Origin of the sequence: Mycobacterium sp. AT1, assembly GCF_002043095.1 — a bacterium.
Taxonomy (GTDB): Bacteria; Actinomycetota; Actinomycetes; order Mycobacteriales; family Mycobacteriaceae; genus Mycobacterium.
The window spans coordinates 163,196-185,653 of sequence record NZ_MVOC01000005.1; the positions used below are offsets into that span (position 1 = coordinate 163,196).

The 22,458-nt window shown below is 62.6% G+C and carries 21 protein-coding genes and 1 tRNA gene; 6 read left to right on the top strand and 16 right to left on the bottom strand.

Annotation, left to right across the window (positions count from 1 at the left end; translation table 11 throughout):
- The first annotated feature begins 147 nt into the window (after positions 1-147).
- Positions 148-1,326 (top strand): dephospho-CoA kinase, encoded by a 1,179-nt coding sequence (gene coaE, locus B1790_RS02835; RefSeq protein WP_079921646.1) that lies wholly within the window; start codon positions 148-150, stop codon positions 1,324-1,326.
- Between the two features lie 4 nt (positions 1,327-1,330).
- Here the strand turns inward: coaE and B1790_RS02840 are convergent, their stop codons facing one another.
- Entirely contained in the window at positions 1,331-1,897 is a 567-nt protein-coding gene (locus B1790_RS02840; RefSeq protein ID WP_079921647.1) for a hypothetical protein, read from the bottom strand.
- An 11-nt stretch (positions 1,898-1,908) separates the two neighbouring features.
- Positions 1,909-2,415: a DUF402 domain-containing protein gene (locus B1790_RS02845; RefSeq protein ID WP_079921648.1), complete on the bottom strand. Its 507-nt coding sequence runs from the start codon at positions 2,413-2,415 to the stop codon at positions 1,909-1,911.
- A gap of 60 nt (positions 2,416-2,475) precedes the next feature.
- On the opposite strand from B1790_RS02845, the gene uvrB reads away from it, so the two are divergent.
- Positions 2,476-4,638 (top strand): excinuclease ABC subunit UvrB, encoded by a 2,163-nt coding sequence (gene uvrB / locus B1790_RS02850; RefSeq protein WP_079921729.1) that lies wholly within the window; start codon positions 2,476-2,478, stop codon positions 4,636-4,638.
- A gap of 54 nt (positions 4,639-4,692) precedes the next feature.
- Entirely contained in the window at positions 4,693-6,108 is a 1,416-nt protein-coding gene (locus B1790_RS02855; protein WP_079921649.1) for an MFS transporter, read from the top strand.
- On the opposite strand, the gene B1790_RS02860 is transcribed toward B1790_RS02855, so the two are convergent.
- Positions 6,105-6,809 (bottom strand): MgtC/SapB family protein, encoded by a 705-nt coding sequence (locus B1790_RS02860; RefSeq protein WP_079921650.1) that lies wholly within the window; start codon positions 6,807-6,809, stop codon positions 6,105-6,107. The two genes, B1790_RS02855 and B1790_RS02860, sit on opposite strands and share 4 nt — an antisense overlap.
- Before the next feature lie 66 nt (positions 6,810-6,875).
- Between B1790_RS02860 and B1790_RS02865 the strand changes: the two genes are divergently transcribed.
- The 3 genes from B1790_RS02865 (at position 6,876) to B1790_RS02875 (ending at position 9,106) form a co-directional block, all read left to right on the top strand.
- On the top strand, positions 6,876-7,604 hold the full coding sequence (locus B1790_RS02865) for a DUF899 family protein (RefSeq protein WP_079921652.1): 729 nt from the start codon (positions 6,876-6,878) through the stop codon (positions 7,602-7,604).
- Between the two features lie 60 nt (positions 7,605-7,664).
- Positions 7,665-7,735, top strand: a tRNA-Cys gene (locus B1790_RS02870).
- 147 nt (positions 7,736-7,882) lie between these two features.
- Positions 7,883-9,106 (top strand): hypothetical protein, encoded by a 1,224-nt coding sequence (locus B1790_RS02875; RefSeq protein ID WP_079921653.1) that lies wholly within the window; start codon positions 7,883-7,885, stop codon positions 9,104-9,106.
- On the opposite strand, the gene B1790_RS02880 is transcribed toward B1790_RS02875, so the two are convergent.
- From B1790_RS02880 to B1790_RS34085, 13 genes are all read right to left on the bottom strand, one after another.
- Entirely contained in the window at positions 9,103-10,560 is a 1,458-nt protein-coding gene (locus tag B1790_RS02880) for a tyrosine-type recombinase/integrase (protein ID WP_079921655.1), read from the bottom strand. The genes B1790_RS02875 and B1790_RS02880 overlap by 4 nt on opposite strands.
- 3 nt (positions 10,561-10,563) lie before the next feature.
- A complete protein-coding gene (locus B1790_RS02885) occupies positions 10,564-11,235 on the bottom strand; it encodes a uracil-DNA glycosylase family protein (RefSeq protein ID WP_079921657.1) in 672 nt (223 codons plus the stop codon).
- The gene (locus B1790_RS02890) at positions 11,232-11,849 is read right to left on the bottom strand and encodes a recombinase family protein (protein WP_079921658.1); all 618 of its coding nucleotides are present in this window, start codon (positions 11,847-11,849) and stop codon (positions 11,232-11,234) included. The genes B1790_RS02885 and B1790_RS02890 overlap by 4 nt, the downstream gene beginning before the upstream one ends.
- A gap of 125 nt (positions 11,850-11,974) precedes the next feature.
- Positions 11,975-12,886: a hypothetical protein gene (locus tag B1790_RS02895; protein ID WP_079921659.1), complete on the bottom strand. Its 912-nt coding sequence runs from the start codon at positions 12,884-12,886 to the stop codon at positions 11,975-11,977.
- Between the two features lie 274 nt (positions 12,887-13,160).
- Positions 13,161-15,602, bottom strand: coding sequence for a bifunctional DNA primase/polymerase (locus tag B1790_RS02900; RefSeq protein WP_079921660.1), 2,442 nt, complete (start codon positions 15,600-15,602; stop codon positions 13,161-13,163).
- Between the two features lie 284 nt (positions 15,603-15,886).
- Positions 15,887-16,462, bottom strand: a complete 576-nt coding sequence (locus B1790_RS02905) for a hypothetical protein (RefSeq protein ID WP_142270981.1) — start codon at positions 16,460-16,462, stop codon at positions 15,887-15,889.
- A gap of 212 nt (positions 16,463-16,674) precedes the next feature.
- On the bottom strand, positions 16,675-16,944 hold the full coding sequence (locus tag B1790_RS34070) for a hypothetical protein (RefSeq protein ID WP_142270982.1): 270 nt from the start codon (positions 16,942-16,944) through the stop codon (positions 16,675-16,677).
- A gap of 498 nt (positions 16,945-17,442) precedes the next feature.
- Positions 17,443-17,586: a hypothetical protein gene (locus B1790_RS34570; RefSeq protein WP_158083739.1), complete on the bottom strand. Its 144-nt coding sequence runs from the start codon at positions 17,584-17,586 to the stop codon at positions 17,443-17,445.
- 506 nt (positions 17,587-18,092) lie between these two features.
- Positions 18,093-18,341 (bottom strand): hypothetical protein, encoded by a 249-nt coding sequence (locus B1790_RS02920; protein WP_079921665.1) that lies wholly within the window; start codon positions 18,339-18,341, stop codon positions 18,093-18,095.
- 23 nt (positions 18,342-18,364) lie between these two features.
- Positions 18,365-19,546: a hypothetical protein gene (locus tag B1790_RS02925; RefSeq protein WP_142270983.1), complete on the bottom strand. Its 1,182-nt coding sequence runs from the start codon at positions 19,544-19,546 to the stop codon at positions 18,365-18,367.
- 681 nt (positions 19,547-20,227) lie between these two features.
- Complete coding sequence (locus tag B1790_RS34075; protein WP_142270984.1) at positions 20,228-21,082, bottom strand: hypothetical protein; 855 nt, start codon at positions 21,080-21,082, stop codon at positions 20,228-20,230.
- A 6-nt stretch (positions 21,083-21,088) separates the two neighbouring features.
- Positions 21,089-21,568, bottom strand: a complete 480-nt coding sequence (locus B1790_RS34080) for a hypothetical protein (protein WP_142270985.1) — start codon at positions 21,566-21,568, stop codon at positions 21,089-21,091.
- Complete coding sequence (locus B1790_RS34085; RefSeq protein ID WP_142270986.1) at positions 21,561-22,223, bottom strand: hypothetical protein; 663 nt, start codon at positions 22,221-22,223, stop codon at positions 21,561-21,563. Before B1790_RS34085 ends, B1790_RS34080 begins: the two co-directional genes overlap by 8 nt.
- Positions 22,224-22,458: the final 235 nt, after the last annotated feature.

The following is a 22,458-nucleotide window of genomic DNA, read 5'->3' on the forward strand; positions in this document are numbered from 1 at the left end:
GGGGCGTTCGTCGTCTGCGGGTCTGCGGGGTCTGCGGGGTCTGCGCCGAAAGTGAAGACGTGCGCGAGTTTTCGCGCGTTCGACGCGAACTACTTCACGTTCGTGGCCGCCGTCAGCCGCGACTTCGCGTCCTGACAGACTGACGCCATGCTGAGAATTGGGCTCACTGGTGGAATCGGTGCCGGCAAGTCGACGGTGTCCTCGACGTTCAGCGAGCTCGGCGGCATCGTCGTCGACGGTGACGTGATCGCCCGCGAGGTGGTCGAACCAGGAACCGAGGGGCTGGCCGCACTGGTGGAAGCCTTCGGGTCGGAGATCCTGCTGCCCGACGGCGCGCTGAACCGCCCGGCCCTGGCTGCCGTCGCCTTCCCCGACGACGAGAAGCGGGCGACGCTGAACGGGATCATGCACCCGTTGGTCGGCAAGCGGCGCGCCGAGCTGATCGAGGCGGCCCCGCACGACTCCGTGATCGTCGAGGACATTCCACTTCTGGTGGAGTCGCAGATGGCGCCGTTGTTCCCGCTGGTGATCGTCGTCGACGCCGACGAGGAGGTCCGCCTCCGTCGACTGATCGAACACCGCGGCTTCTCCGAGGCCGACGCCCGCGCCCGCATTGCCGCCCAGGCCAGCGAGGAGCAGCGCCGGGCGGTGGCCGACGTGTGGCTCGACAACTCCGGCACCGCAGCGGATTTAATCGCGGCAGCCAAGGCGCTGTGGCACGACCGGATCGCGCCCTTCGCGCACAACGTCGAGACCTCGACTCCCGCGCGCGCAGTGCCACGGTTGGTTCCTGCCGACCCGACGTGGCCCGACCAGGCCCGCCGAATCGTCAATCGACTCCGGACCGCCTGTGGACATCGGGCGATCCGGGTCGACCACATCGGGTCGACCGCCGTGCCCGGGTTGGACGCTAAGGACGTCGTCGACGTTCAGGTCACCGTTGCGTCGTTGGACGTCGCCGACGAACTCGCCGAGGCCCTACTGGCGGGCGGTTACCCCAAGGTGGACGGCCAGACCGACGACGTCGCACATTCCGACGACGTCGTGTCGTGGCAGAAGCGCTTGTATGCGTCCGCCGATCCGGGTCGGCCCACCAACGTGCATCTGAGGGTGGACGGGTGGCCCAACCAGCGGTTCGCCCTGCTGTTCCGCGACTGGCTCGTCGCCAACGCGGACGAGCGGGCGGGGTATCTGGCCCTCAAGCGCGCCGTGGCCGCCGAGGGACACGAGACCGTCGGTGACTACGCCGAGGCGAAGGAACCATGGCTCGTCGACGCCTACCGCCGAGCGTCGGAGTGGGCGGACGCCACGGGCTGGCAGCCCTGAGACGTCAGGCGGCGGGCGCCGGTGCGGGCTCGGCCGGGGCCGGTTCGGGAACGTCCATCGGCGCGGTGTTGCCCGTCGGGAAGTTGGCCACCGTGCCGCAGCTGAGGACCCCGTAGCCGGGGTCGTCGTGCTGCGGGGTGAGCCGGGGCGCGACGAACTGGTCGGCTTCGGCGATGATCTGGTCGTTGACGAGGATCTCGCAGTGCAGGCTCGCCGAGTACGGCCACTGGATGGCGACCTGCATGCCGGCCTTCTGCGTCTGCGTCACGACGCCGGTGGTCTCGAACGTGCGGCCGGGCACCATGGTCGGCGCCGCGGTGTTCACCTGGTCGTCGGCTATTGCGTAGCTGATGGTGGCTCCGCGAGACACGCCGTCGACCCGTGCCCGGTAGACCACGTTGTAGGGGCCGGGCCCCAGGTCGACCTTGGCGTCCGGGGGTGGGGCGGGAGTGTCGGCCGATTGTTCGGTGGCGTCGGGGTCTGCCTGGGCGAGTGCCGGCAGCACCTGGGCGCCGATGAGCAGGGCGGCCGCCGCTGCACCAGCCACCAGCCCACGCTTAGTCAAGCTCATAAAAAGAGACTTTACGCTGCCTTCCAGGTGAGGACCATTTCGTGGCCCGCCAGCCAGCCGTCAACGTCGTAGGCGTTAGCGGCGAGACCGTCGATCGCGAACGCGGCCGTCCGTACCGCGGCGGTGGCATTCTCCGTGGTGACCAGGCCCGCGCTGACGGCCTCGAACAGCTCGTCGACGTCGAGCAGGTCGACTCCTGAGCCCGTCCGGACGACCAAATCCAGGTAGTGATCCTCGGTGCGCCACACCTGACCGTCGACGACGATGGGCCCGACGTCGAGGTAGAAGTCCTGGTCGCGTTCGTAGCCAGGATTGAAGTGGAAGACCGAAATTCGCACGCTCAGGGCCGGAAGCAGCCACGATTCCAGGTAGTGGAACTGCGCACGACCGGGTGTCGGCCGGGCCATGTACAGGCCAAAGGGATGCACGTCGTACACGTCGACGTCCCGCACGATGCCCTTGGGATCGGTGTTGGTGCGGGCCGCGACGTCGAAGGTCTCGCGTTTGGGGGGATGGATCTCGTCAGCCTAACCAGTCGGGAATCGAACTTGTCGGTGGTTGGTTCTAACCTGGTGAACATGGCTTTCGCTACCGAATATCCAGTCGTGGCGGTCTCGGAGTACCGGGCCGTCGATGACGTCGTGCGCGTGGGCGGCGAGTTCCAGGTGGTCAGCGAGTACTCGCCGGCCGGCGACCAGCCCGCGGCGATCGCCGAGTTGGAACGCCGCATCACCGCGGGGGAGCGGGACGTCGTCCTGCTGGGTGCCACGGGCACGGGTAAGTCCGCGACGACGGCGTGGCTGATCGAGAAGCTGCAACGGCCGACGCTCATCATGGCGCCCAACAAGACGCTGGCCGCCCAGTTGGCCAACGAGCTCCGAGAGATGTTGCCCAACAACGCCGTCGAGTACTTCGTGTCGTACTACGACTACTACCAGCCCGAGGCGTACATCGCGCAGACCGACACCTACATCGAGAAGGACAGCTCCGTCAACGACGACGTCGAGCGGCTCCGACACTCCGCCACCCACAATCTGCTGTCCCGCCGCGACGTCGTCGTGGTGGCGTCGGTGTCGTGCATCTACGGTCTCGGCACTCCGCAGTCGTACCTTGATCGTTCGGTCGAGTTGAACGTCGGCGACGAGGTTCCGCGTGACGGGCTGCTCCGACTGCTGGTCGACGTGCAGTACACCCGCAACGACATGGCCTTCACCCGCGGGTCGTTCCGGGTGCGCGGCGACACCGTGGAGATCATCCCGAGCTACGAGGAACTGGCCCTCCGCATCGAGTTCTTCGGTGACGAGATCGAGGCGCTGTACTACATGCACCCGCTGACGGGTGACGTGGTGCGCAAGGTCGACTCACTGCGAGTGTTCCCGGCAACCCACTACGTGGCGGGCCCCGAGCGGATGGCGATCGCGATCGCCAGCATCGAGAAGGAGCTGGAGGAGCGGCTGGCCGAGCTGGAGGGTCAGGGCAAACTGCTTGAGGCACAACGGCTTCGGATGCGCACCAACTACGACGTCGAAATGATGAAGCAGGTCGGCTTCTGTTCGGGCATCGAGAACTACTCGCGGCACATCGACGGCCGCGGGCCGGGCACGGCGCCGGCGACCCTCCTGGACTACTTCCCGGAGGACTTCCTCATGGTGATCGACGAGTCCCACGTCACGGTGCCGCAGATCGGTGGCATGTACGAGGGTGACATGTCGCGCAAGCGCAACCTCGTCGACTTCGGCTTCCGGCTGCCGTCGGCGGTCGACAATCGGCCGTTGACGTGGGAGGAGTTCGCCGACCGGGTCGGGCAGACGGTGTATCTGTCGGCGACCCCGGGCCCCTACGAGCTCAGCCAGGCCGGCGGCGAGTTCGTCGAGCAGGTCATCCGTCCCACCGGTCTGATCGATCCGAAGGTGGTGGTCAAGCCCACCAAGGGCCAGATCGACGACCTGATCAGCGAGATCCGCAAGCGCACCGAGTTGGACGAGCGCGTACTCGTCACCACGCTGACCAAGAAGATGGCCGAGGATCTCACCGACTATCTCCTCGAACTCGGCATCCGGGTGCGCTATCTGCACTCCGAGGTGGACACGTTGCGGCGCGTCGAGCTGCTGCGTCAGCTGCGCCTCGGCGAATACGACGTGCTGGTCGGCATCAACCTGCTCCGCGAGGGGCTGGACCTGCCCGAGGTGTCGCTGGTGTCCATCCTCGACGCCGACAAGGAGGGCTTCCTCCGATCGGCCCGCAGCCTGATTCAGACCATCGGCCGCGCGGCGCGCAACGTGTCCGGCGAAGTCCACATGTACGCCGACAAGATGACCGACTCGATGAAGCAGGCGATCGACGAGACCGATCGCCGCAGGGCCAAGCAGATCGCCTACAACGAGGCCCATGGCGTCGACCCGCAACCACTTCGGAAGAAGATCGCCGACATCCTCGACCAGGTGTACCGCGAGGCGGACGACACCGACGCGACGGTCGACGTCGGCGGTTCGGGACGCAACGCATCCCGTGGGCGGCGCGCGCAGGGTGAACGTGGGCGTGCCGTCAGCTCGGGGATCGTCGAGGGACGCGACACGTCGAACATGCCACGAGCGGAACTCGCCGACCTCATCAAGGAGATGACCGCTCAGATGATGTCGGCGGCGCGGGACCTGCAGTTCGAGCTGGCGGGTCGCATCCGCGACGAGATCGCCGACTTGAAGAAGGAGCTTCGCGGCATGGATGCCGCAGGCCTGAAGTAGCGCCGTGCGAGAGCACTTGATCTCAACCTTGGTTGAGCTCATACGGTTGTCCGCGTGACCCACCCCGACGACACCCAGAGCTACACCCCGACCGCAGGCTGGCGCGAACTGCTCGGGCCGAAGAATCTTGGCGCGGCGACGGTGCTCGCCGGTGGCGTGGCGCTCTACGCCACCAACGAGTTCCTCACCATCAGCCTGCTGCCGAGCACCGTCGCCGAGATCGGTGGTCAACGGCTGTACGCCTGGGTCACGACCGTCTATCTCGTCGCCTCGGTGGTGGCGGCGACCACGGTCAGTGCGGTCCTGACGAAGGTCGGCCCGCGATGGGCCTACCTCGGCGGCCTCGGCGTGTTCGGCGTCGGAAGCGTGTTGTGTGCCGTCGCACCCAGCATGGAGTTCCTTCTGCTCGGCCGGGTGGTGCAGGGCGCCGCGGGTGGGCTGCTAGCCGGCCTGGGCTACGCGGTCATCAATTCCGCTCTGCCGCAGTCGTTGTGGACGAAGGCGTCGGCTCTGGTGTCTGCCATGTGGGGCGTCGGGACCTTGCTCGGACCGGCCGCGGGTGGACTGTTCGCTCAGTTCGGTTCGTGGCGTTGGGCATTCGGCCTGCTGGCGGTGCTGACCGCGGTGATGGCGGCGTTGGTCCCGTTCGCGCTGCCGGGCCGCACGGACGGCGTCACCCGCCCCGCCGCCGACCGCATCCCGGTGTGGTCGTTGATGTTGCTCGGTGCGGCGGCCCTGGCGATCAGCGTCGCGGGCATCCCGCGCAACCTCGCGCTGACGGGTGGCCTCCTCGCACTCGGCGTGGCCCTGGTGCTGGTGTTCCTCGTCGTGGACCGCAGGACTAGCGCTTCGGTGCTGCCGCCCATGGCTTTTCGGCCCGGTCCGCTGAAGTGGATCTACCTGACTCTCGGCGTGCTGATGGCCGCCACGATGGCGGACATGTACGTGCCGCTGTTCGGTCAGCGGCTGGCACACCTGGTGCCGGTGGCCGCAGGCTTCCTCAGTGTGTCGCTGGCCGTGGGGTGGACCATCAGCGAGATCACCAGTGCGTCGCTGACCAGGACCCGGCTCATCGTGACGGTCGTCGCGGGTGCGCCTTTGGTGATGGCGGCGGGCCTCGGCATCGCCGCGGTGAGTCAGTTCGAGGATGCCTCCGGCCTCTTGGTCGCGGTGTGGGTGGTCGCCTTGATGATCACCGGCGCGGGCATCGGCGTCGCCTGGCCGCACCTCTCCGCGTGGGCGATGGGCAGCAGCGACGACCCGGCGGAGGGCCGCACCGCGGCCGCTGCGATCAACACCGTCCAACTGATCTGCGGTTCGTTCGGCGCCGGGCTGGCCGGCGTCGTGGTCAACCTCACCGACCGCGGTGACGCGACCGCGGCCAGGTGGCTCTTCGCGGTGATGGCGCTGCTCGCGGCGTTCGGGTGCGTCGCGTCGTACCGGGCCAGCCGCGGCCGCGTCGCGTCCTAGTCGCGGTCGTCGTCGAGCTGCCGGAGCGCGGTCACGCCGTCGATGCGGGCCAGCAGATTCGGCGCGTTGAGGATGCCGTTGCCCGACAGCGTCAGAAGCACTCCACCGGTCGGGTCCGACTCCAGCTCCGCGAGCTGCCAGTTGCGTCGCTCGCAGGCCTGCAACAGCGCCGACATGACGCCACGGTTCTCCTCGTAGGTGACGTGCACGCGGATCGACCCGCTGAGGCGGGCGGCCAACCGTTTGGCCACCGGCATGAACCCCAAGATGATGATGAAGTGCATGGCCGTGACGGTGCACGCGAGCAGCAAAAGCCCGGATCCGGCGGCCATGCCGATCGCCGCGGACTCCCACACCGCCGCGGCGGTAGTCAGCCCGTGGACGGAGCCGCGGCGGAAGATGATGATGCCGGCGCCGAGAAAGCCAATGCCCGAGACGATTTGAGCCGCGACGCGCGACGGGTCGACGACGACCAACCCGTCGACCAGGACGTCCTGGAAGCCGTACTTGCTGACCAGCAGGATGAGTGCCGCGGCGGTGCCAACGATGGTCTGCGTGCGCAGTCCCGCGGCTTTGCCCTGGATCTCACGTTCGAGGCCGATCAGCGCGGTCAGGCCGAAGGCCACGAACAATTCGACGATCTGACGGGTGCCTTGGCCCGGGCCGCCGAAGAACGGCGGATCGGCCAGCCAGAGATGCATGCCGACAAGGTATCGCGCGATACCCGCGCCGCGATGAGTCTTCGCGACTCGGCGGGTCGACACCCTATGACCACGACTATTCCCACCGCCTACCCAGAGGTCGCCTCCCGTGCCGAGTGGCTGACCGCCCGTCGACGTCTGTTGGCCCGCGAGCGCGAGGTCACGCACCTTCGCGACGCGGTCAACGCCGAGCGGCGGCGAATGCCAATGGTCAAGGTGGACAAGGACTACGTCTTCGAGGGTCCGGACGGCGAGGTGCGTCTGGTCGACCTGTTCGACGGCCGACCCCAGCTGTACGTCCACCACTTCATGTGGGTCGACGCCGAGGACCGAGGCTGCCCCAGCTGCAGCGCCTCCGCCGAGCTCTCGTTCACCGACGGCGATCGCGCACTGCTCGCGGGAAGGGGACTGACGTTGGCGTGCGTGTCCCGCGCGCCGTACGCGAGCATCGCCCGGTATCGCGACCAGCAGGGCTGGACGTTCCCGTGGTACTCCTCGCGTGACGGCGACTTCACCTACGACTTCCACGCGACGCTCGACCCGGCGCGCGCTCCGGTCGTCTACAACTACGAGCCCGTCGACGGGGACCTGCGCGGCGACGTGCCGGGAGCCAGCGTGTTCCTGCGCCGGGGCGACGAGGTGTTCCACACCTACTCGGCCTTCGCGCGCGGCCTCGAGCACACCTCCGTCGGCTATCCCTTCCTGGACATGACGCCATACGGCCGCCAAGAGGAGTGGGAGGACTCGCCGGACGGCTGGCCGCGCGGGGGTGTGGCTGCCGGCCTGCCGCTCTAGCGATCACGGCGATCCAAAGTCTTGGGTGCGCCGCGGCGCGCTGGCAAGGTCATGGACTACGCGGGTGTGGCTGAGTGGCTAGGCACCGGCCTGCAAAGCCGTTTACACGGGTTCGAATCCCGTCATCCGCTCGACATCGCCGCTGGCAGAGACGCTAATTAGCTGATCTAGCCAGCGGCGTTTGGCGTTCTTGGCGCTGGCGTGGCGCTGGCCCTGCGACACACCGACCCTGAAACGGTTTGCTGGAACTGTCGGTGCTCGTCGCTACGATTCCTGCAATGGGCACTTTGGACGATTTTTTCGAGCAACACAACTTGTGGACTGTTCTCGAAACCATGGACAGCTTGCTGAAACAACTGCGGCCCGCGAAGGACGTCGACCAGCTTCGATCGGTTGCGCGCTTGAGAACCGTATCCGCCCTTCTTCGCGAACATCAGCAAAAAGGCATGCATGAGTTTTACGCGGCGAGCATGTTGGACAACGCGCGATCACTTATTGCCGATCAAGTAATTCCAAACCTCAATCAATTCATGAGCAACCCCGACATATATGTCGGGCACTTAGCAGCCGCTGCTGCGAACGCTGACACGCTCTTGGCGTACATCGGTCAGTGGCCAGCGATCCCTCCAGGCGCACAAGCCAACGCGGCAGGACGAGCTTTTAGCGATTACCGCAAGGAAGCCGAATCCGCCATCGAGGAGTTGACTTCAAACAATTCCTCCTTGTTGCAGATGCAAAACAACCTTGAAGCGCACATCACTGATATGCAGAATGATCTAGCAATTCTCGAGCACCGCTTTATGGATTCACTGCAGGCGCGAGAGAATGAGTATGTCGAAACGCTAAAGAATGTCCAATCGTTAGGCGAAGAGGCGTTTGACAAAGCCATTGATCAAGAAATCGAAAAACGCCAGAAACAACTAGAACAGTACGTAGTCAAAGCCGAATTGTTCCGGGACCAAACCCGAATCTTTCGTGATGAAGCCGAAGAAATGGCAGAATCAACCAAAGACGCCGCCGACTGGCTCGCCCAACGCGCGGTAGCCACCGATTTCGGAATGCAGGCGCGCCGAAAGTCTTTCGCGGCGTGGGTCTATGACGTGCTAGGGGCGGCTGTAATCGGCACACCGCTGTTCTTCGTACTTAAGCACTTTCTTGACACCCAGGGCGCGGACGGGACCGTTGCTTTGAGCCTTACGCGGCTCAGCATAATTTTCGGTGCTGTTATTTTGGGCGGCTACCTGTTCAGTCGAGGCGCCACGAATCACCGGCAGGCTCGGGTCAGCAAGAGCGCCGACATTCGGCTTCGTACGGTTGAAGCGTTCATCTCAAAATTGGAACCGAGCGAGCAGGACCGAATCCGCCAAGGTATGGCCCGGAACATCTATTTGAACGGCAGACTCGCCGATGACGAACCGGATAGTCCAAACCCCTTCGCGCGACTAATTGACCGAGTCGCTGATGGCGCGAAGGAGACAAAGAGCGACGAACCGGCACCCTAACCGCGACGACGCAACCGCACCACGTTCGTCGTGTCGGTCGGTGTGCTCATCGCTTCGAGCGCGGCCATCGAATCGGCGTGATCGGAGTCGAACAGGTGCGCGTAGACCGCCAGGGTGGTCGTCACGCGGCTGTGGCCCATGAAACGCGAAATGTCGAGCGGTGCGATCCCGGCCGCAACGCACAAACTCGCATACGTGTGGCGTAGCGCGTGAAACTTCAGACCAGGCGGTAGCAGCGGCGCGGCATCCGGGGCCGACTGATCGGTCGAACCGGCGAGGCGGTTCGCGCGCAGCACCGATGGGCGAAACACTGATTTGTAGAACGTCATGTGGCGAAGAGGCTGTGACCAATCGAGTTCTAGCCTTTGCGCGGCATGGTCGACCGACAATCCCGCCAGCGTGCGCGCCTGGCGCTGCGCGACGATCCGCCAGTGCTCGGGATCGCGCCGCGAACTAGTGGTGGCCGACGACGCCTCCGAGCCGTTTGGCGACGGGGGATCGATGGCAGTCAGGCGCACATTCGGAAACAGCGGCGCAGAGGGATCATCACCGCGCGGGTGATCTGCGATGAAATCGCGCAACAACGCAGTCGTTGCCGACGTCAACGGGACGCGACGCCGCGAACCCTTCGTTTTCGGCGTGTCGTAGGTCAGCGCGCCATCGGCGGAAATGACGGTTCGTTGCACGTGCAGCGCACCTGGTTTGGCCGGTGCGTTGGGATTGATTGCAAGCGGCGGTAGCTCGATGTCACCGATCTGCAAACCCGCCAGTTCGGCCGCTCTCAGACCCGACCACGCGGCGGTTGCGACCAACGCCGAACACGGCCAGGGCGTCGCGTCGACCAACGCCGCGACTTGGGCAGCAGTCAGATACATGTCGGGATCGTCGGCAACACCAGGAGTGCCACCGGAGACGCTTCGCTCGGTGGGCAGCTTTACGTGATCAGCCGGGTTGACGATGATTCGGTCATCGGCCACGGCTTGGGCCAACACCTGTTTGAGCACGTAGTAGTGATGGCGAACCGTCGATGCCGACTTTCCGGCGTCGGTGAGCTTTCCGACCCACTCGGCGATGTCGGCGCGGCTGATGTCGTTGACGGCGCGCGAACCGAAAACAGCATCGATACCCAACGCGCGCATGTCGCGGTTGCGCTCGGCAGCAGGAGTGAGCATTTCCCGATATCCCGCCAGGGTGCGGGGTTTGAGGTCGTGGCGGGTGGCGAGCCAGTGCGCGGCGACGACGGCGAAGGTTTCGGCACCGCGTTCGCGAAGGCTGGCGGGGGATTGCCCTTTCGCCAGAAGCGTTTTCACAGCGTCGAGCTTGTCTTCGGCCAACTCGCGGGTGTTGAAGGTTTCGGTGTGGCGGCGACCGTCTTCGGTCCACACCGCCTGATAGCGGCGGATCGGTCGGCCGCGCGAATCGCGGCGCTTGGATTCACGCAAACGGACGTACATCGGTCAGCCCTCCGAATCGTTCAACGGTCCTGGCATGTCGGCCATGCCGTCGCAGGTCGGTGGAAGTTCGAAACCCCATCGCACGGCGCGCGCTAGGCAATCGACGAATTGCTCTATGAGTTCAGCTCGTAACTCTTTGGGCTTCCAGCGAAAAGCGCCGGGATGCGTCGGAAACAACAGGTCGGGTTCATCGGCGCTCGGCGGTGTCATGCCAGCCACCGAAACCAGGGGCCAATCAAGCCGACGTGCTTTGGGATAAGCCGTGTCCAGCACGTCGCGGGCGTCTTCGCCCAAACCGATGATCAGTCGCGGTTGCACGATGGCTAGTTCCTCAGCCAAGTAAGGCTTGCAGTTGTCGATCTCAGAGGGGAGAGACGGGCGGTTTTTCGGTGGGTGGCAATGCACCACGTTGGTGATGTAGAGGTCGACCTTGCGCCTATCGGCTTGGTCGAACGCGCGATTTAACAGCGCTCCGGTTCCGCCGTAGAACGGTTCCTGCTTGGCCATGCATGGCCCGCAAAGGCTCTGCCCAACGATCACGACCGGCGACCGGACGGAACCGAACCCGGGCGCAGATTGTGTCTCGCCTTTGACGTTCATCCCGTCGCACAGCGTGCACGTCCTGATGCGAGCCGCCAGATCGTCGTGGAGCCGCTGCTTTTCTTCGATCCTCATTTGCTGTCCGTCTCGTCGGTCTCGACACTCGCAATGACGCGATAGACCGTTGCACGGCTCACGCCGAGAGCTGAGGCGATCGTCGGAACTGGCTCACCGGCCGCGCGCATCCGAACGGCCAACGCGGCTTTGTCGGCATCGAGCGCTTTCGGTCGCCCTAGCGGCTGATCGCGAACCCGTCGAGCGTCCCGCGCTGCGGCTCGGCGTTCCCGACCCAATTCAAGTTCCAGCTCGGCCAGCGATGCGAGCACACCAGCCACCATGCGCCCGGTGGCGTTCGAAGTGTCGATGCCTTCGCGCAGTGATCGCAGAACTATGCCGCGTTCGCCCAACTCTCGAATCGTCAGCATGACCTCGGCAGCGTCTCGGCCAAGACGGTCGATTCCGGTGACGATGATCGTGTCGCCTTCGCGCGCATAGTCGAGAACAGCCGCGAAACCGGGCCGCGCAGTACGCCGCGATGCGCCAGAGAGCTTGTCGCGATAGATGCGTTCATCGTCAACGCCAGCATCAGCCAAGGCGTCGATTTGAGCGTCGAGCGATTGGCCGGTGGTGCTGACCCTGGCATAGCCAAGCAGCGCACCGGTCGTCGCTGGTGCAGCGGTTGGGGTCATGTCCTCACCGTATCAAAAATCGAAGTGGACTGAGATATGAAACACCTGTTTTGAGTCATCTTCTGAGACACTGCGACCAGCCTTTCCGATGCGCGACAGGACACCTCGCGAACCGTCTCAAATCTTTACTTCTGAGAACGACCAGGCGGCAACGCCCGTCGCGCCGGGTGGATCACTGCGCGGCCATCTGATCGGCGCTCGTCGTGGGCGCGTTGGGCCTGGCGGGCGCGCAGCTCGGCCATCAGCTCGTTGCCCTGCTCGACCGTGACGGCTTGATCCATCGGCCCGCCAGGGCGGGTAGGGGACAGCGGCACCGGCGACCCGTACGCGTCTGGGGAATGTTCGTAGTCGGCCGGTGTGAAGGGTTGGGCTGACTCCCTGACATCGACCACGATTGCGTCGACAATGCCGTCGTCGTCGCGGCTGTGTTGTGCGCGAAGTCGCTCGGCGAGGTCTCGATGGCGATCAGCGTTGGCGTGAGCTTCGGCTCGATCGCGCGCGGCCAGATTCGCCAAGGCGGTCGACACGTCGGATTGGTCGTCTTCGACACCGCTGCTCGCCCGAAACGCCGCGCGGCTGGTCACTTCGAGCTGAGTCGACAAACCTTCCAATATTTGTTCTGACGGCGTTTGGCTGACTTCGATGTCGATCGCCGTACGCGCGTTGAGTCCTGCGCGGTCGAGCAGTTGTAGCGTTGCGCGCAAACGGATTTCGGCGGTCTCTCTCTTGTCGAAGGCGAGTTTTACCAACTGCGCTGCGGCTGGGTCGGCGCTTTCGGCGATGCGACGTTTCGCGGCCTCGATTGATTTTTTCGCCTTTCCGCCGTGCGATCCGCATACTCGTTGGCCCTTCATCGCGGCCTTGCAGCACCGCTCGCCTGAACCATCGGAGTGCCGCGCCTTGCATCGCCGCGCTTGCACCTCGGGCGGTCTGGTCGCCCACCACGCCTCCGACCACTTGACCAAGGGTCGGGTTGTCGATGGGTCATTCTGGTCGTCACCATCGCGCTCGATGGCGGCCTCGGGCGTCTCGGTCATCGTCGTTCCCTTCTAGATGTTTGCTTGCTAGACCTGGGTTCTGCGCCCTGGTCGAAGCGAAGGGTGGAACGGTGGAACGTTCCACCCTTCGCGAATGACACTCGCGGCGAAAGGTCCATATAGACCGTCAAGAGATACACACCACCAGGGTTTTTACGTCGGTCGCCCGGTCGCGCTCTCAAAGAATGGGTGGAACAGTTCCACCGTTCCACCCATCGACCACGCGGTATTGCTCCACTCAATCGATGTTTGCTGAGGTGGCTTGCGGTGGGGTTCATGTCGTCACCCACAGTCGCGTGCTGTCCTGGCCGTTGCGTGCGGTGAAATCTTCGCTGCGAACCATCCCGTTGTCGACGGCCATCGGGAACGCCCTGTCGAAGACATCGCGGTTGCGATTGCCGCTGGCAAGGCGCTTACGCAGAGACGAGACCGTCTGACCGTTTTCGGCTTTGAGCGCTTCGCAGATTCGCTCTGCCATCTTGAACACCCGTTGGCGTTCTTCGACAATCACGTCGGTCTTGACGATCTCGCGTTCACCTTCGGCACGACCTCGCGCCAAATTGGCTTCTCGTGCCTTCGACGCCAATTGGTCGAGCACCATCTGACGTGTGAGGTCTGAAACCGCCATCACCACTTTGGCGCGCTGCCAGTCGACTTCGGTGACCTCGTGCCGTCGTCCTTCCAAGGCCATCAGCGCAGCGGCGATCTTGAGTTGAACCAGCAGACGGTGTCCGTCGAGAGGGTCGACGTCTGCGAAACCCCGTCGAATCGCGCGTTGAGTCGCCTTAACTTCCTCGGACGCGATCGTTGGGATAATCAAGATGTCGAACTCTGAGGGATCGACCGGTGTGGCAAGCGCGCCGTTTCGGATCATGTCTTGATCCGAGAGCGGATTGGCGTTCAGTTCCCACCGTCCCAAGTCGATTCGGGGCGGTTCGGGTGGTTCAACTTCGGGGATGTCGGGATCGGTGGTGGGAAACCACACGAATCGCTGCGGAGTACCGCCATCGGCGTCGTCGAACAGCGGAGCGGCCCGCAAGGGCTGCACACCCAAGCTCAGACACAATCGGTATCGATTGTCCATCAACACGATTCGCTTGTCTTCACCCGCGTAGTCAAGTCCGAGGCGTTCTCCGGACCACCCTTCTCGCAAAGTGCTCATGATGGTCGCCCCGCCCCGGCCACCGGTGGCAGCCAGTGTGTCGACTTCGGTGATCTGCGCCAGCACCGACCATTGCTTGCCGACCTGATTCCACCCGCCCCCGAGCGCCTTGGCTTTGGTGGCGAAGCACTTCGCCAGCCCCTCCCCGCTTCCCGGCTTGGTGGGTGCGTAGTTGGGGGCAATGCTCAACCAGTCGGCGCTGGCTCGCATCGACGCCGACTTTGAATCACCGCTTCGGCCGACCAGCGCAACGAACATGTTCAAGCTGGCGACGCCGCCGACCGTTGGCGGTAGGACCACTTCGGGCGGAATCGCCGAGACAACCCGGGCAAGGGTGTTTCCGAGCATCGACAACGGGCCGACGAAGCGCGCGTGCGCGAAGTCTCGTAGATCGGTCAGTTGGCCTGATGATGACCAGAACTCAATGAGGTCGGCGCGGACGCTCTCAAGCGGATCGGCGAAGGCGTCCCGGTTGACCCGTGCGCGAGTGTGGGCCGGATCGGCGCTTTCGGCTTGAGCCGCCGCCCATCGCGCGATCCGGTCGAACTCGCCGGTTCCCTTGGTTTCGGGCTTCGCTCGATAGAACGCCATCTTGAGGGCGTCGTAGGCGGTGCGAGCTGGAAACCGTCCGATGATTGCTTCACGGAACGCCCACGCCATGACCTTGGTCATTTCGTCGTGACGGGACTGCCCGCGTTCGACAGCTCTTGTGAAGGTGGTCAGATGGCCTTGCAGCCCGTTGGGTGCGTCGTTGCCGGTGTGCGCGGCCAGAAACGTGATCAGTTCGGCGGGAGTTTTAGGATCGTCGTTTTGGCCGGCGTTTGAGAGCAGCATGCGCAACACAGCGGGCAGAGGCGGCACTTCGCCGGTCGTGCGCCATTCGTAGCGACCGCCTTTCGTCGTCGCGTCGGGGTGCGGTGTCGGCGCAAGAATGATGACTCCGTTGCTGCACCTGACTTCGCCCCATCGCCCGAATGCACCTGCGCTGTTGCCGAATTCGTCGGCGTCGCACGCGAAGAGATAGTGAGCTCGCGCGCCCGTTACCCGCGTCGAGTGAACTGCGCCGGTCTGTAGGGCCGACCAGATTTCGTCTTTCATGTCGTCTGGGCGCTGATCACAGTCGAGGTCGAAGGCGATCAGACCGGATCGCCCAACATCTAATGCGATACCGGCGTCGGGATGGTCAGACCACCATCGGCGAATCTGGTCGGGATCGCTTGTCGATTGGTGCTGCCACTTTCGCCCGAGAAGCGAACCGGGGTTCTTCACGTCGGACGGATCGGTAGGGAGGACGAACAACCCCGCCTCGGCGTAGGCCAGGGCGGTGGTGAGCGCCGACCGTCCAGTCACATCGGGAATCGACGGCCCCTCACCCGCCCACGGCGGGGGGTCGTCGTCGGCGTCTGCGGTGCCACCAAAGACCGGAAAGGCCCGCCATTGGGCAATGTCGCGGCGAAGACGAATAACCGCATCATTGGCCCACTCGACAGTTGTCGACGGTAAATCGAAAACGCCATTCGATAGGTCGACTGTTGACGGGGTTTGGGCTATCATGATTGCAGTTCTCCTGGAAGCTGAACTATTTGACGGGCCGACCTAGCTTGGGGTCGGCCCGTCGCTCTGTAGGGGGACCAATTTACTCCGGTACCACGCGGTACCCCGGGGCATTGGCGCGTGTCGATGACCCGAAACCCTTTGCCGCACTGGTATTCTGGGCAGTGCCACCAACCTGGTGGTGCACCCAAGGGATTGTCTTCCCGATTCCGAACTGACCTCGCGTGTTGCGCAAACAGCACGCGAGGTCAGTTTGCCTTCGACCAAATTATTTCAGCAATGTTTTAGTCGATTGTGTCGTCGGGATCGGAGATCATTCCGCCCGAAATACCGTGCCGTTCACAGTAGGACTTCCAGCAGTTGCCGCACACTGCGACGAACACGATTACGTCGGCTCGCACAATCGGCAGCAAGGTCGAATCCGACCACATTGCGCCGTCGCAGAAACCGCCGTTGAGCCGAAGATCGCACATCTTGTGGCGGCTCTCCTTGGCGACGAACGCGTTCAGTTCCGCCTGGCTCGCAACCGGTGTCCGCTCGAACGGGTAGCGCGCCAAGATCGCGTAGGTGCGCGTGTCAGGTGTCGCGCCAGTCGAGGTTGGCGACTCGACTGTGAACCCGGTCGGATGGGAGGTTGGTCGTCCCGCTGGCGCTTCGAATTCGCGGAAGTAGTCAGCAACTGCACGGTCGGCGATGGCACGAAATTTCCCGAGTCGATCACCAGCGATGTGCACGGCCATGAACTTCGCCGTATCACCAACACTGACGAAGCGCGCTTCGGTCAGTTCATGCGACAGCAGCATTCCGACCTCGAACTGGTCGGCTAGCGCCGAGCCGGTCTCTTCGTCTTCGGTCAGCATCGGGAACCGCACGGCGGCATCGGCCAGTGCCGTCGTACCGTGCCGTTGAGCCAGGGCGACGAAGCGTGCTCGTTGTGGTGCGTCGAGCTTCTGTCGTACATCGGCCAACCGCTGCTCGGCCTTCTTGCGGCGTAGTGCTGCCAAACGCTCGTCGGGTGTCATGTCGTGGTTCTCCGATTCTTCGAAGTTGTCGGGTTGTTCGTTTCGGTCGGTCATGAGCGTTGCTGCGACTCGGGCGCGTTGCGTCGCGTGCTCAACACAATGAAGTCGTAAAGCTGCCGATCGCTGTAATGCGCGCTATGGGCAATCACGTTGTACGCAAGTTGCTTTTTGTGAGTTGCGCGTCGAATGAAGTGTTCTGACACTTCGATCCCAAATAGCTCATTGGCCCGTTCGGCGGCGCGTTTTGGCCCTTTGGAGAAACGCTCGGCAGAATACCCTTCGCGGGTCGCTTTTTCTTCAGGTGACAATTCGAAATCCACGCCTGGGGCTAGCGGGCGGGTAGTCGTGAGAGACATTGTCGGAGTTGACCTTTCGGGACTTGCGTGCTGCTTCTGTGGTGCCATGACTTCTAACTAAGGCACCACTTTAATGCTGCCTATTGCCATTAATCGACCCCTCAAGTGCAGGCAAATGGAAGTCTCATTAAACCCTTAGTCTATTTGGGCTAGCCCAAATCATTTCGACCGTTTAAGATTCTCGACCTTTATCGCATTCGGTCGAAAATGAGAAATGCGCGCGAAATGCGAATTGCAATTCTTCTGGCCTTGTGTAAACAGCCGAGCCCAACGGGTCACCCCGGCCGCAACAAGTTCTGCGGCCGGTTGCCCGCTGGCGTACGGCCATGGCGGGGTGGTCGAGACCCCTTCCAGGGGTGCGGTTGTGCTCCGAAGGGCACCACGGGTTCGCGGTAGCACGCCGACCAGTTGGGTTCGGTCTCACTCACGGCTTGGCGCTCGACGCCCCGGTCGGCCGGATGCTCATCGACGCACCCGGCGTGCGGCGCGCACTTGGCCTCGGTAGCCCTTGGTGATCGCCTTGGCGTCGCGATGTGCGGCGCGGGGATCGAACTTCGGGGCATTGAGCCGGGAAGCCGGAAACGCCGAAGCGCGCAACGTGGTCATCTTCCGATGATCGGCAGCCGCACGCGCGACGTAGGCGCGCTCGATTCGTCGCCGCGCTGGTGCGGTGCGGGTAGTGCTCGACGGTCGAACTTGGCTGGCGACGACTACCGCCGCAACGACCACACCCGCCTTGGCGGTCTTTGTGGCGACTCGGCGCGCTCGCTGACGGCGCAGAGCTGCCCTTCGCGCAGCCTCAGGAGTGGGAACAGCGCGGCCTGTGGACGAAGACGTCGACCCGCCAGGTGCCGACGCGAAGCGTCCACGGGAATCCCGGACGAATCGACGGTGAGCGGACACGGGAGGAATCCAGTCAGTTTTTCTTGCGCGGCCGTGCGCTGGACTTTGCGCGCCGACCAACTTTGGTGTTCCCCTTGCCGCGCGCCTGTTTGGAAAACTTGGCTCGCGCCGCCTTCTGGGCTTTGGTCGGTTTCCTCGCCATGTGTCACGTCCTCAGCGGTGGTTCGGGTAGGGGGTAAGCGATGACATGCGCCGTCGTTGGCAGCCGTTCACCCCAAACGCTCGACGTCGCCCTCGTTGCCGGTGTGTCCGAACGCTCGCGGGCCGACGTCGGCCGGATCGCGCATGATGCCGTCGCGGTGGGCACGGTTGACCAGCGGCGCGACGTCGGCACGGTTGCGCGATGGTCCCGGCCCGAACTCCGAAGCTCCGTCCCGTTCGCCACGGCCACGTTTGGCGTCGGCCATCGCGTCGAGCACGTGTTGGGGCATGTGGGTGTTGACTGAAATGAAACCCATTGCGCTATTCCTGATTCCGTCGACTACGTCGCGATGACCGGTGGCACATAGGTGGAGCCGGTGCCAATTTGGACGGCGACCGCCGCGCCCCGCTGACGCACACCGACGCCAAACGACCGGATGTAGGTCGAATCGGTGATCGGATAAGCGTTCACTCCGGCGACCGCCAGCAGACCTCGGTACGACTCGATCGGATGTTCCCGAACGCCGACGACGTTGGCGATCGAGTTTGGCCCGCCCGTGGCTACTACAGCTACGTAGCCCTGCGGAATGAATTCTGTCTGCACCAGGAGCGCCGGTCCGAGGGAGCCAAGGCACTCAACGCCAAAAACGGTCCCTTCGACGGGTTCGCCGACAATGTTGTCCGGCGTGAGGTAACTCGGCGCAGATTTCGACGGTACAAAAGAATACTTCGACATGATGTTGCTCGACGGACGTGACTCTTCGCCCTGTCTGAAGGTCTGAATCTGCTCGCTTTCGATCTCCGAGGCGAGAATCAGAATCTTTGAATCAGGCGTGCGTCCGTATCCGTGCTGACGAATGAGTCGGATCGAGTCCTCAAGATCGCCTGAGTCGATCTGCGTTGCGCCCGACTTGATGTAGTGGGTCTCTGTTCCATCAAATGAACGATTCAAATAATCGGGTGGAATTTGGCCGTCCGCCGAATACAGACCACGGCATTGGATGCCTTCGGCGTTGGTGCGCGGCTGCGGGTCCAACAACCGTTTCAGGATGGTGCCGGTGACCAGTCGGTTGTCGGAATGCATGATCGAGTTCACGTGCGCATAGACCTGATCGGCTGTCATCTTTCGAAGGGCTTGCCAGGTGAACGCCGACCGTAGGCCGAAGTCGCCGAAATCGTAGCCAAGCATCAGAACGTTCGACGGAACGTTGGCGGCGTTCGGGATTCCATATTCGGTCAGTCGTTCCATGGGCGGCGAACTGACGCCTTGCGGGATTGCCTCGCCGGGGACCGTTGTGCGAAAAGATAAAAGGTCCGCGATAGACGACCGGTGAGCGTTGTGAGCTTCGAAGCCAGCAACGACGGTTTCCCACACCGTGTTGAGGTCGACGCCGTCGATGGTGTGGGTGACCAGGGCATCGCCAGTCGACCCGATGCCCATTTGAGTGGGCACAGTTGCGCCAAATGGCGGATTGGCGCGGAATGCGGCGATCGTCGCTTCCAGATCGAGAGTCGTGGTCATCGGTGAAACCTCACGTCGTGGGCGCGCGGTGCTGCGCCAATCAGCCCAGTTTACGTGGCAATTCATCAAACACATTGTCTAGCAACAGTATTCGGCGTTTTAGCACCACTTGAGAGGTAGTCGGGTAACGCGTGATCGCAGTTGCGGGGCGCTTGCGCCCATGGCGACCCCGCCAGATGCCTCGCAGTGGCCGAGCTGACGCGTCAACGGCCTTTGCTGGACGTGGCGCTAACGTGGCGCTGACCGGGGGACTGGTGGGCAACTGGGACGCAAGTGCATCGCAAGTGCCAATCAAGCGCTCTAGCTGCGACTATACGGGTCAACACGACGCGCCCTGAAGTCGCCAGACAACCCACTTTCAGGCGTTGGACCGGCCTGCAAAGCCGTTTACACGGGTTCGAATCCCGTCATCCGCTCGCGTGTATCACCGCAGCTAGAGCGGCACTTCTGGCCTCCGCCAGGGTGCGGCTCTAGCCGCGTTCGGAACGTTCTGTACCCCATCCGTACCCCATTGGAAAACGGCGCCCCCGACGACGGGTTAGCCGGCCGCGAGGCTCTGCGCGTTTGCTGATTTGGCTCGCAAATTGTGCGCCGTCGCCAGCGATTGACCCGCCAACACGATAGCCGAACATCAACCGCCCTGGCGGGGGATTCGGCGGGGAACGTAGTCAGTTTGCGAGCTTAACTAGTTTCCTTGATATCGGGCTGGCTAAGTAGATGTTCCGTAGGGACCAGACTGTTGGCCCACGCTTTGAATTCTTCGATGCTCTCTGATTCCAATAAATTCCTCTGAACCGCACCCAGCATCAAATAACGATATTCTAGGTTTCGCGTGTGACTTTGCCATAGAAGAAGTAATATCGGCACGAAAGACAAAAACCAAAGCAGTGATGTAGTAGAAGCGACGAATACTGCAACTACCGCTAAAGGCGGGCATATAGCTAATCGAAATTGACTCTCGGCCTTTAATCGATCAGCCTCCGTAAATAGCTGCGGCTCCTGATTGAGCAGCAACGTGGCGGGCAGCTTGATCTCCTCGTCTAAGCTTTCACGAGCGGCACGTGCTTGATCCTCTACTTCTTCCTCATAATTGGGGGTGGTACCGTCTGGATATTTGTACGCGTAGGCGTACATGCGATTTCTTGCGATATCGCAAAGTTTATCGAGTGGATCGCGACCATAATTGATGAAGATGCGAGGTAGGCGCTTATTCGGAGTGCCGTCAGGATTGACGGTGCGAACCATGGCATACCGGTAAGCCCCCTGCCACACCTTATCGATCGCCCATTCAATCATCGGTGATACAGATTGCGACACCGCGCCGACAAGGTAGGCAACGATCCCGATAGCTAGACCAATCCAGATTGGACCGGCTGATTTGCCGAGGTCGTAGATTGCACCGGCAATATCATTGGTTGGCCTGATGGTGAGGTCTGGTTTGAGCACAATCCATAAGAAAACCAGCCAGAGGTAACCGGCGGTCAATGGGGCGCGCAGGTCGCGAAAACCTGGCAACGCCGAGGCGAGTATCTGCACTGTAGATCAGCCTATTTGACGAGCGGTATCGCCAACGTTGACCTCAACGACGGCGGGGCGCTTATCTCCAGTTCTCGACGCGGCACCCACGCGAAGTAACTCCAGAGCTTGCCGCAACTTCGCATCGGAACCGCCGCCGAGGAATGTCAAGTACGAAGGCCTAGGCATATCTAGTCGCGACTCCGCGCGATATTCTTCTAGCAATTCCCGCGCCGCCGCTTCATACGGCGTTTCGGGCCGCACGCGAACAAAAGTTTCTGCTCGACAAAGTTTCTCTTGTACGTCGAAGACTTTAACTTTGATCTTCTCCACGGGCAGATAACCGAGAATTTCATCCGTATTGTCTGGGTCGCGAATCTCCTTGCCCTTGGGGTCTTCAATGACGAAAGTCATCCCCTTTTTGACCTGATCGTTAGACCCGCGATTAATCACTACACTGTAGTTGTTCTCGATTGCGGCCACCTTGCCCGTGATCGGGTCACTCATTGCTGGCACCGCCGTTTTCATTATTGGGTACCTCATCGGCACCGAGGTGATTCGCGGTAGCGGCGCCATTCTTTGCGCCATCTCTGATCTGTTGGCGCGTGCCGGCCTCAAGCTCGTTCACGGAGAATTTGTCCTTGCCTGATTTCACCGCGTCTTTAGAGAACGATTCGAGGTTGGCAATTCCCAGAAATGCCATACCAATTGTCAGTTCGGCGGCAGTATGCCCAGCCTCAATTTGTGAGTGGGCTTGCAACTTGTGTTCATGTTCGGCGTCATCAGTAGGTCTGATAGCAGATAAGGCGGTTTTGGAGTTCGCGAAGTGCTGCCGCATAGCCTCAACACCGGCGATCAATAACCACGTCGTATAGACCGACACTTCGACATCGCGATAGCGTTTCTTGTACGCATCTTTTCGGTAGTAATAATCAGCACCCCATAGGCCGACGAGGACGCTCGAAATCGTGATTCCTAGAGATTGCGAAAATTTTCCGAAAACGCTGTCTGAATACTGCCAAGCCGCGAAGACCGTGGCGAGGAATGATCCTATGAACACGATGCCAGTGAGGCCGCGCACACCTGACAGGTTACGAAATATTGTGCTGAACCCCTCGCCTACGTGGTGGTACCACTTCGTGTCCCTCTGGCTGTCTGCCACAGCGACAGCCTAGGCCGCGATCGCTCGCGATTGCGGACAAGCCACGCTCGGCAGTCGTCGTGTTCGCTGCCGAAAGCGTGTTCAATTCGGATTGTCGACGTCGAGCGCATTGTTTCGGCAAATCGCCTGATCAGAGGCCGATTCTGGACCCCATCCGTACCCCAAACGCAAGCAAAACGCCAAGAGCCAGCAAACGACACGAGCGCTATAGTGTGCAACGCCAATTCACTTGATA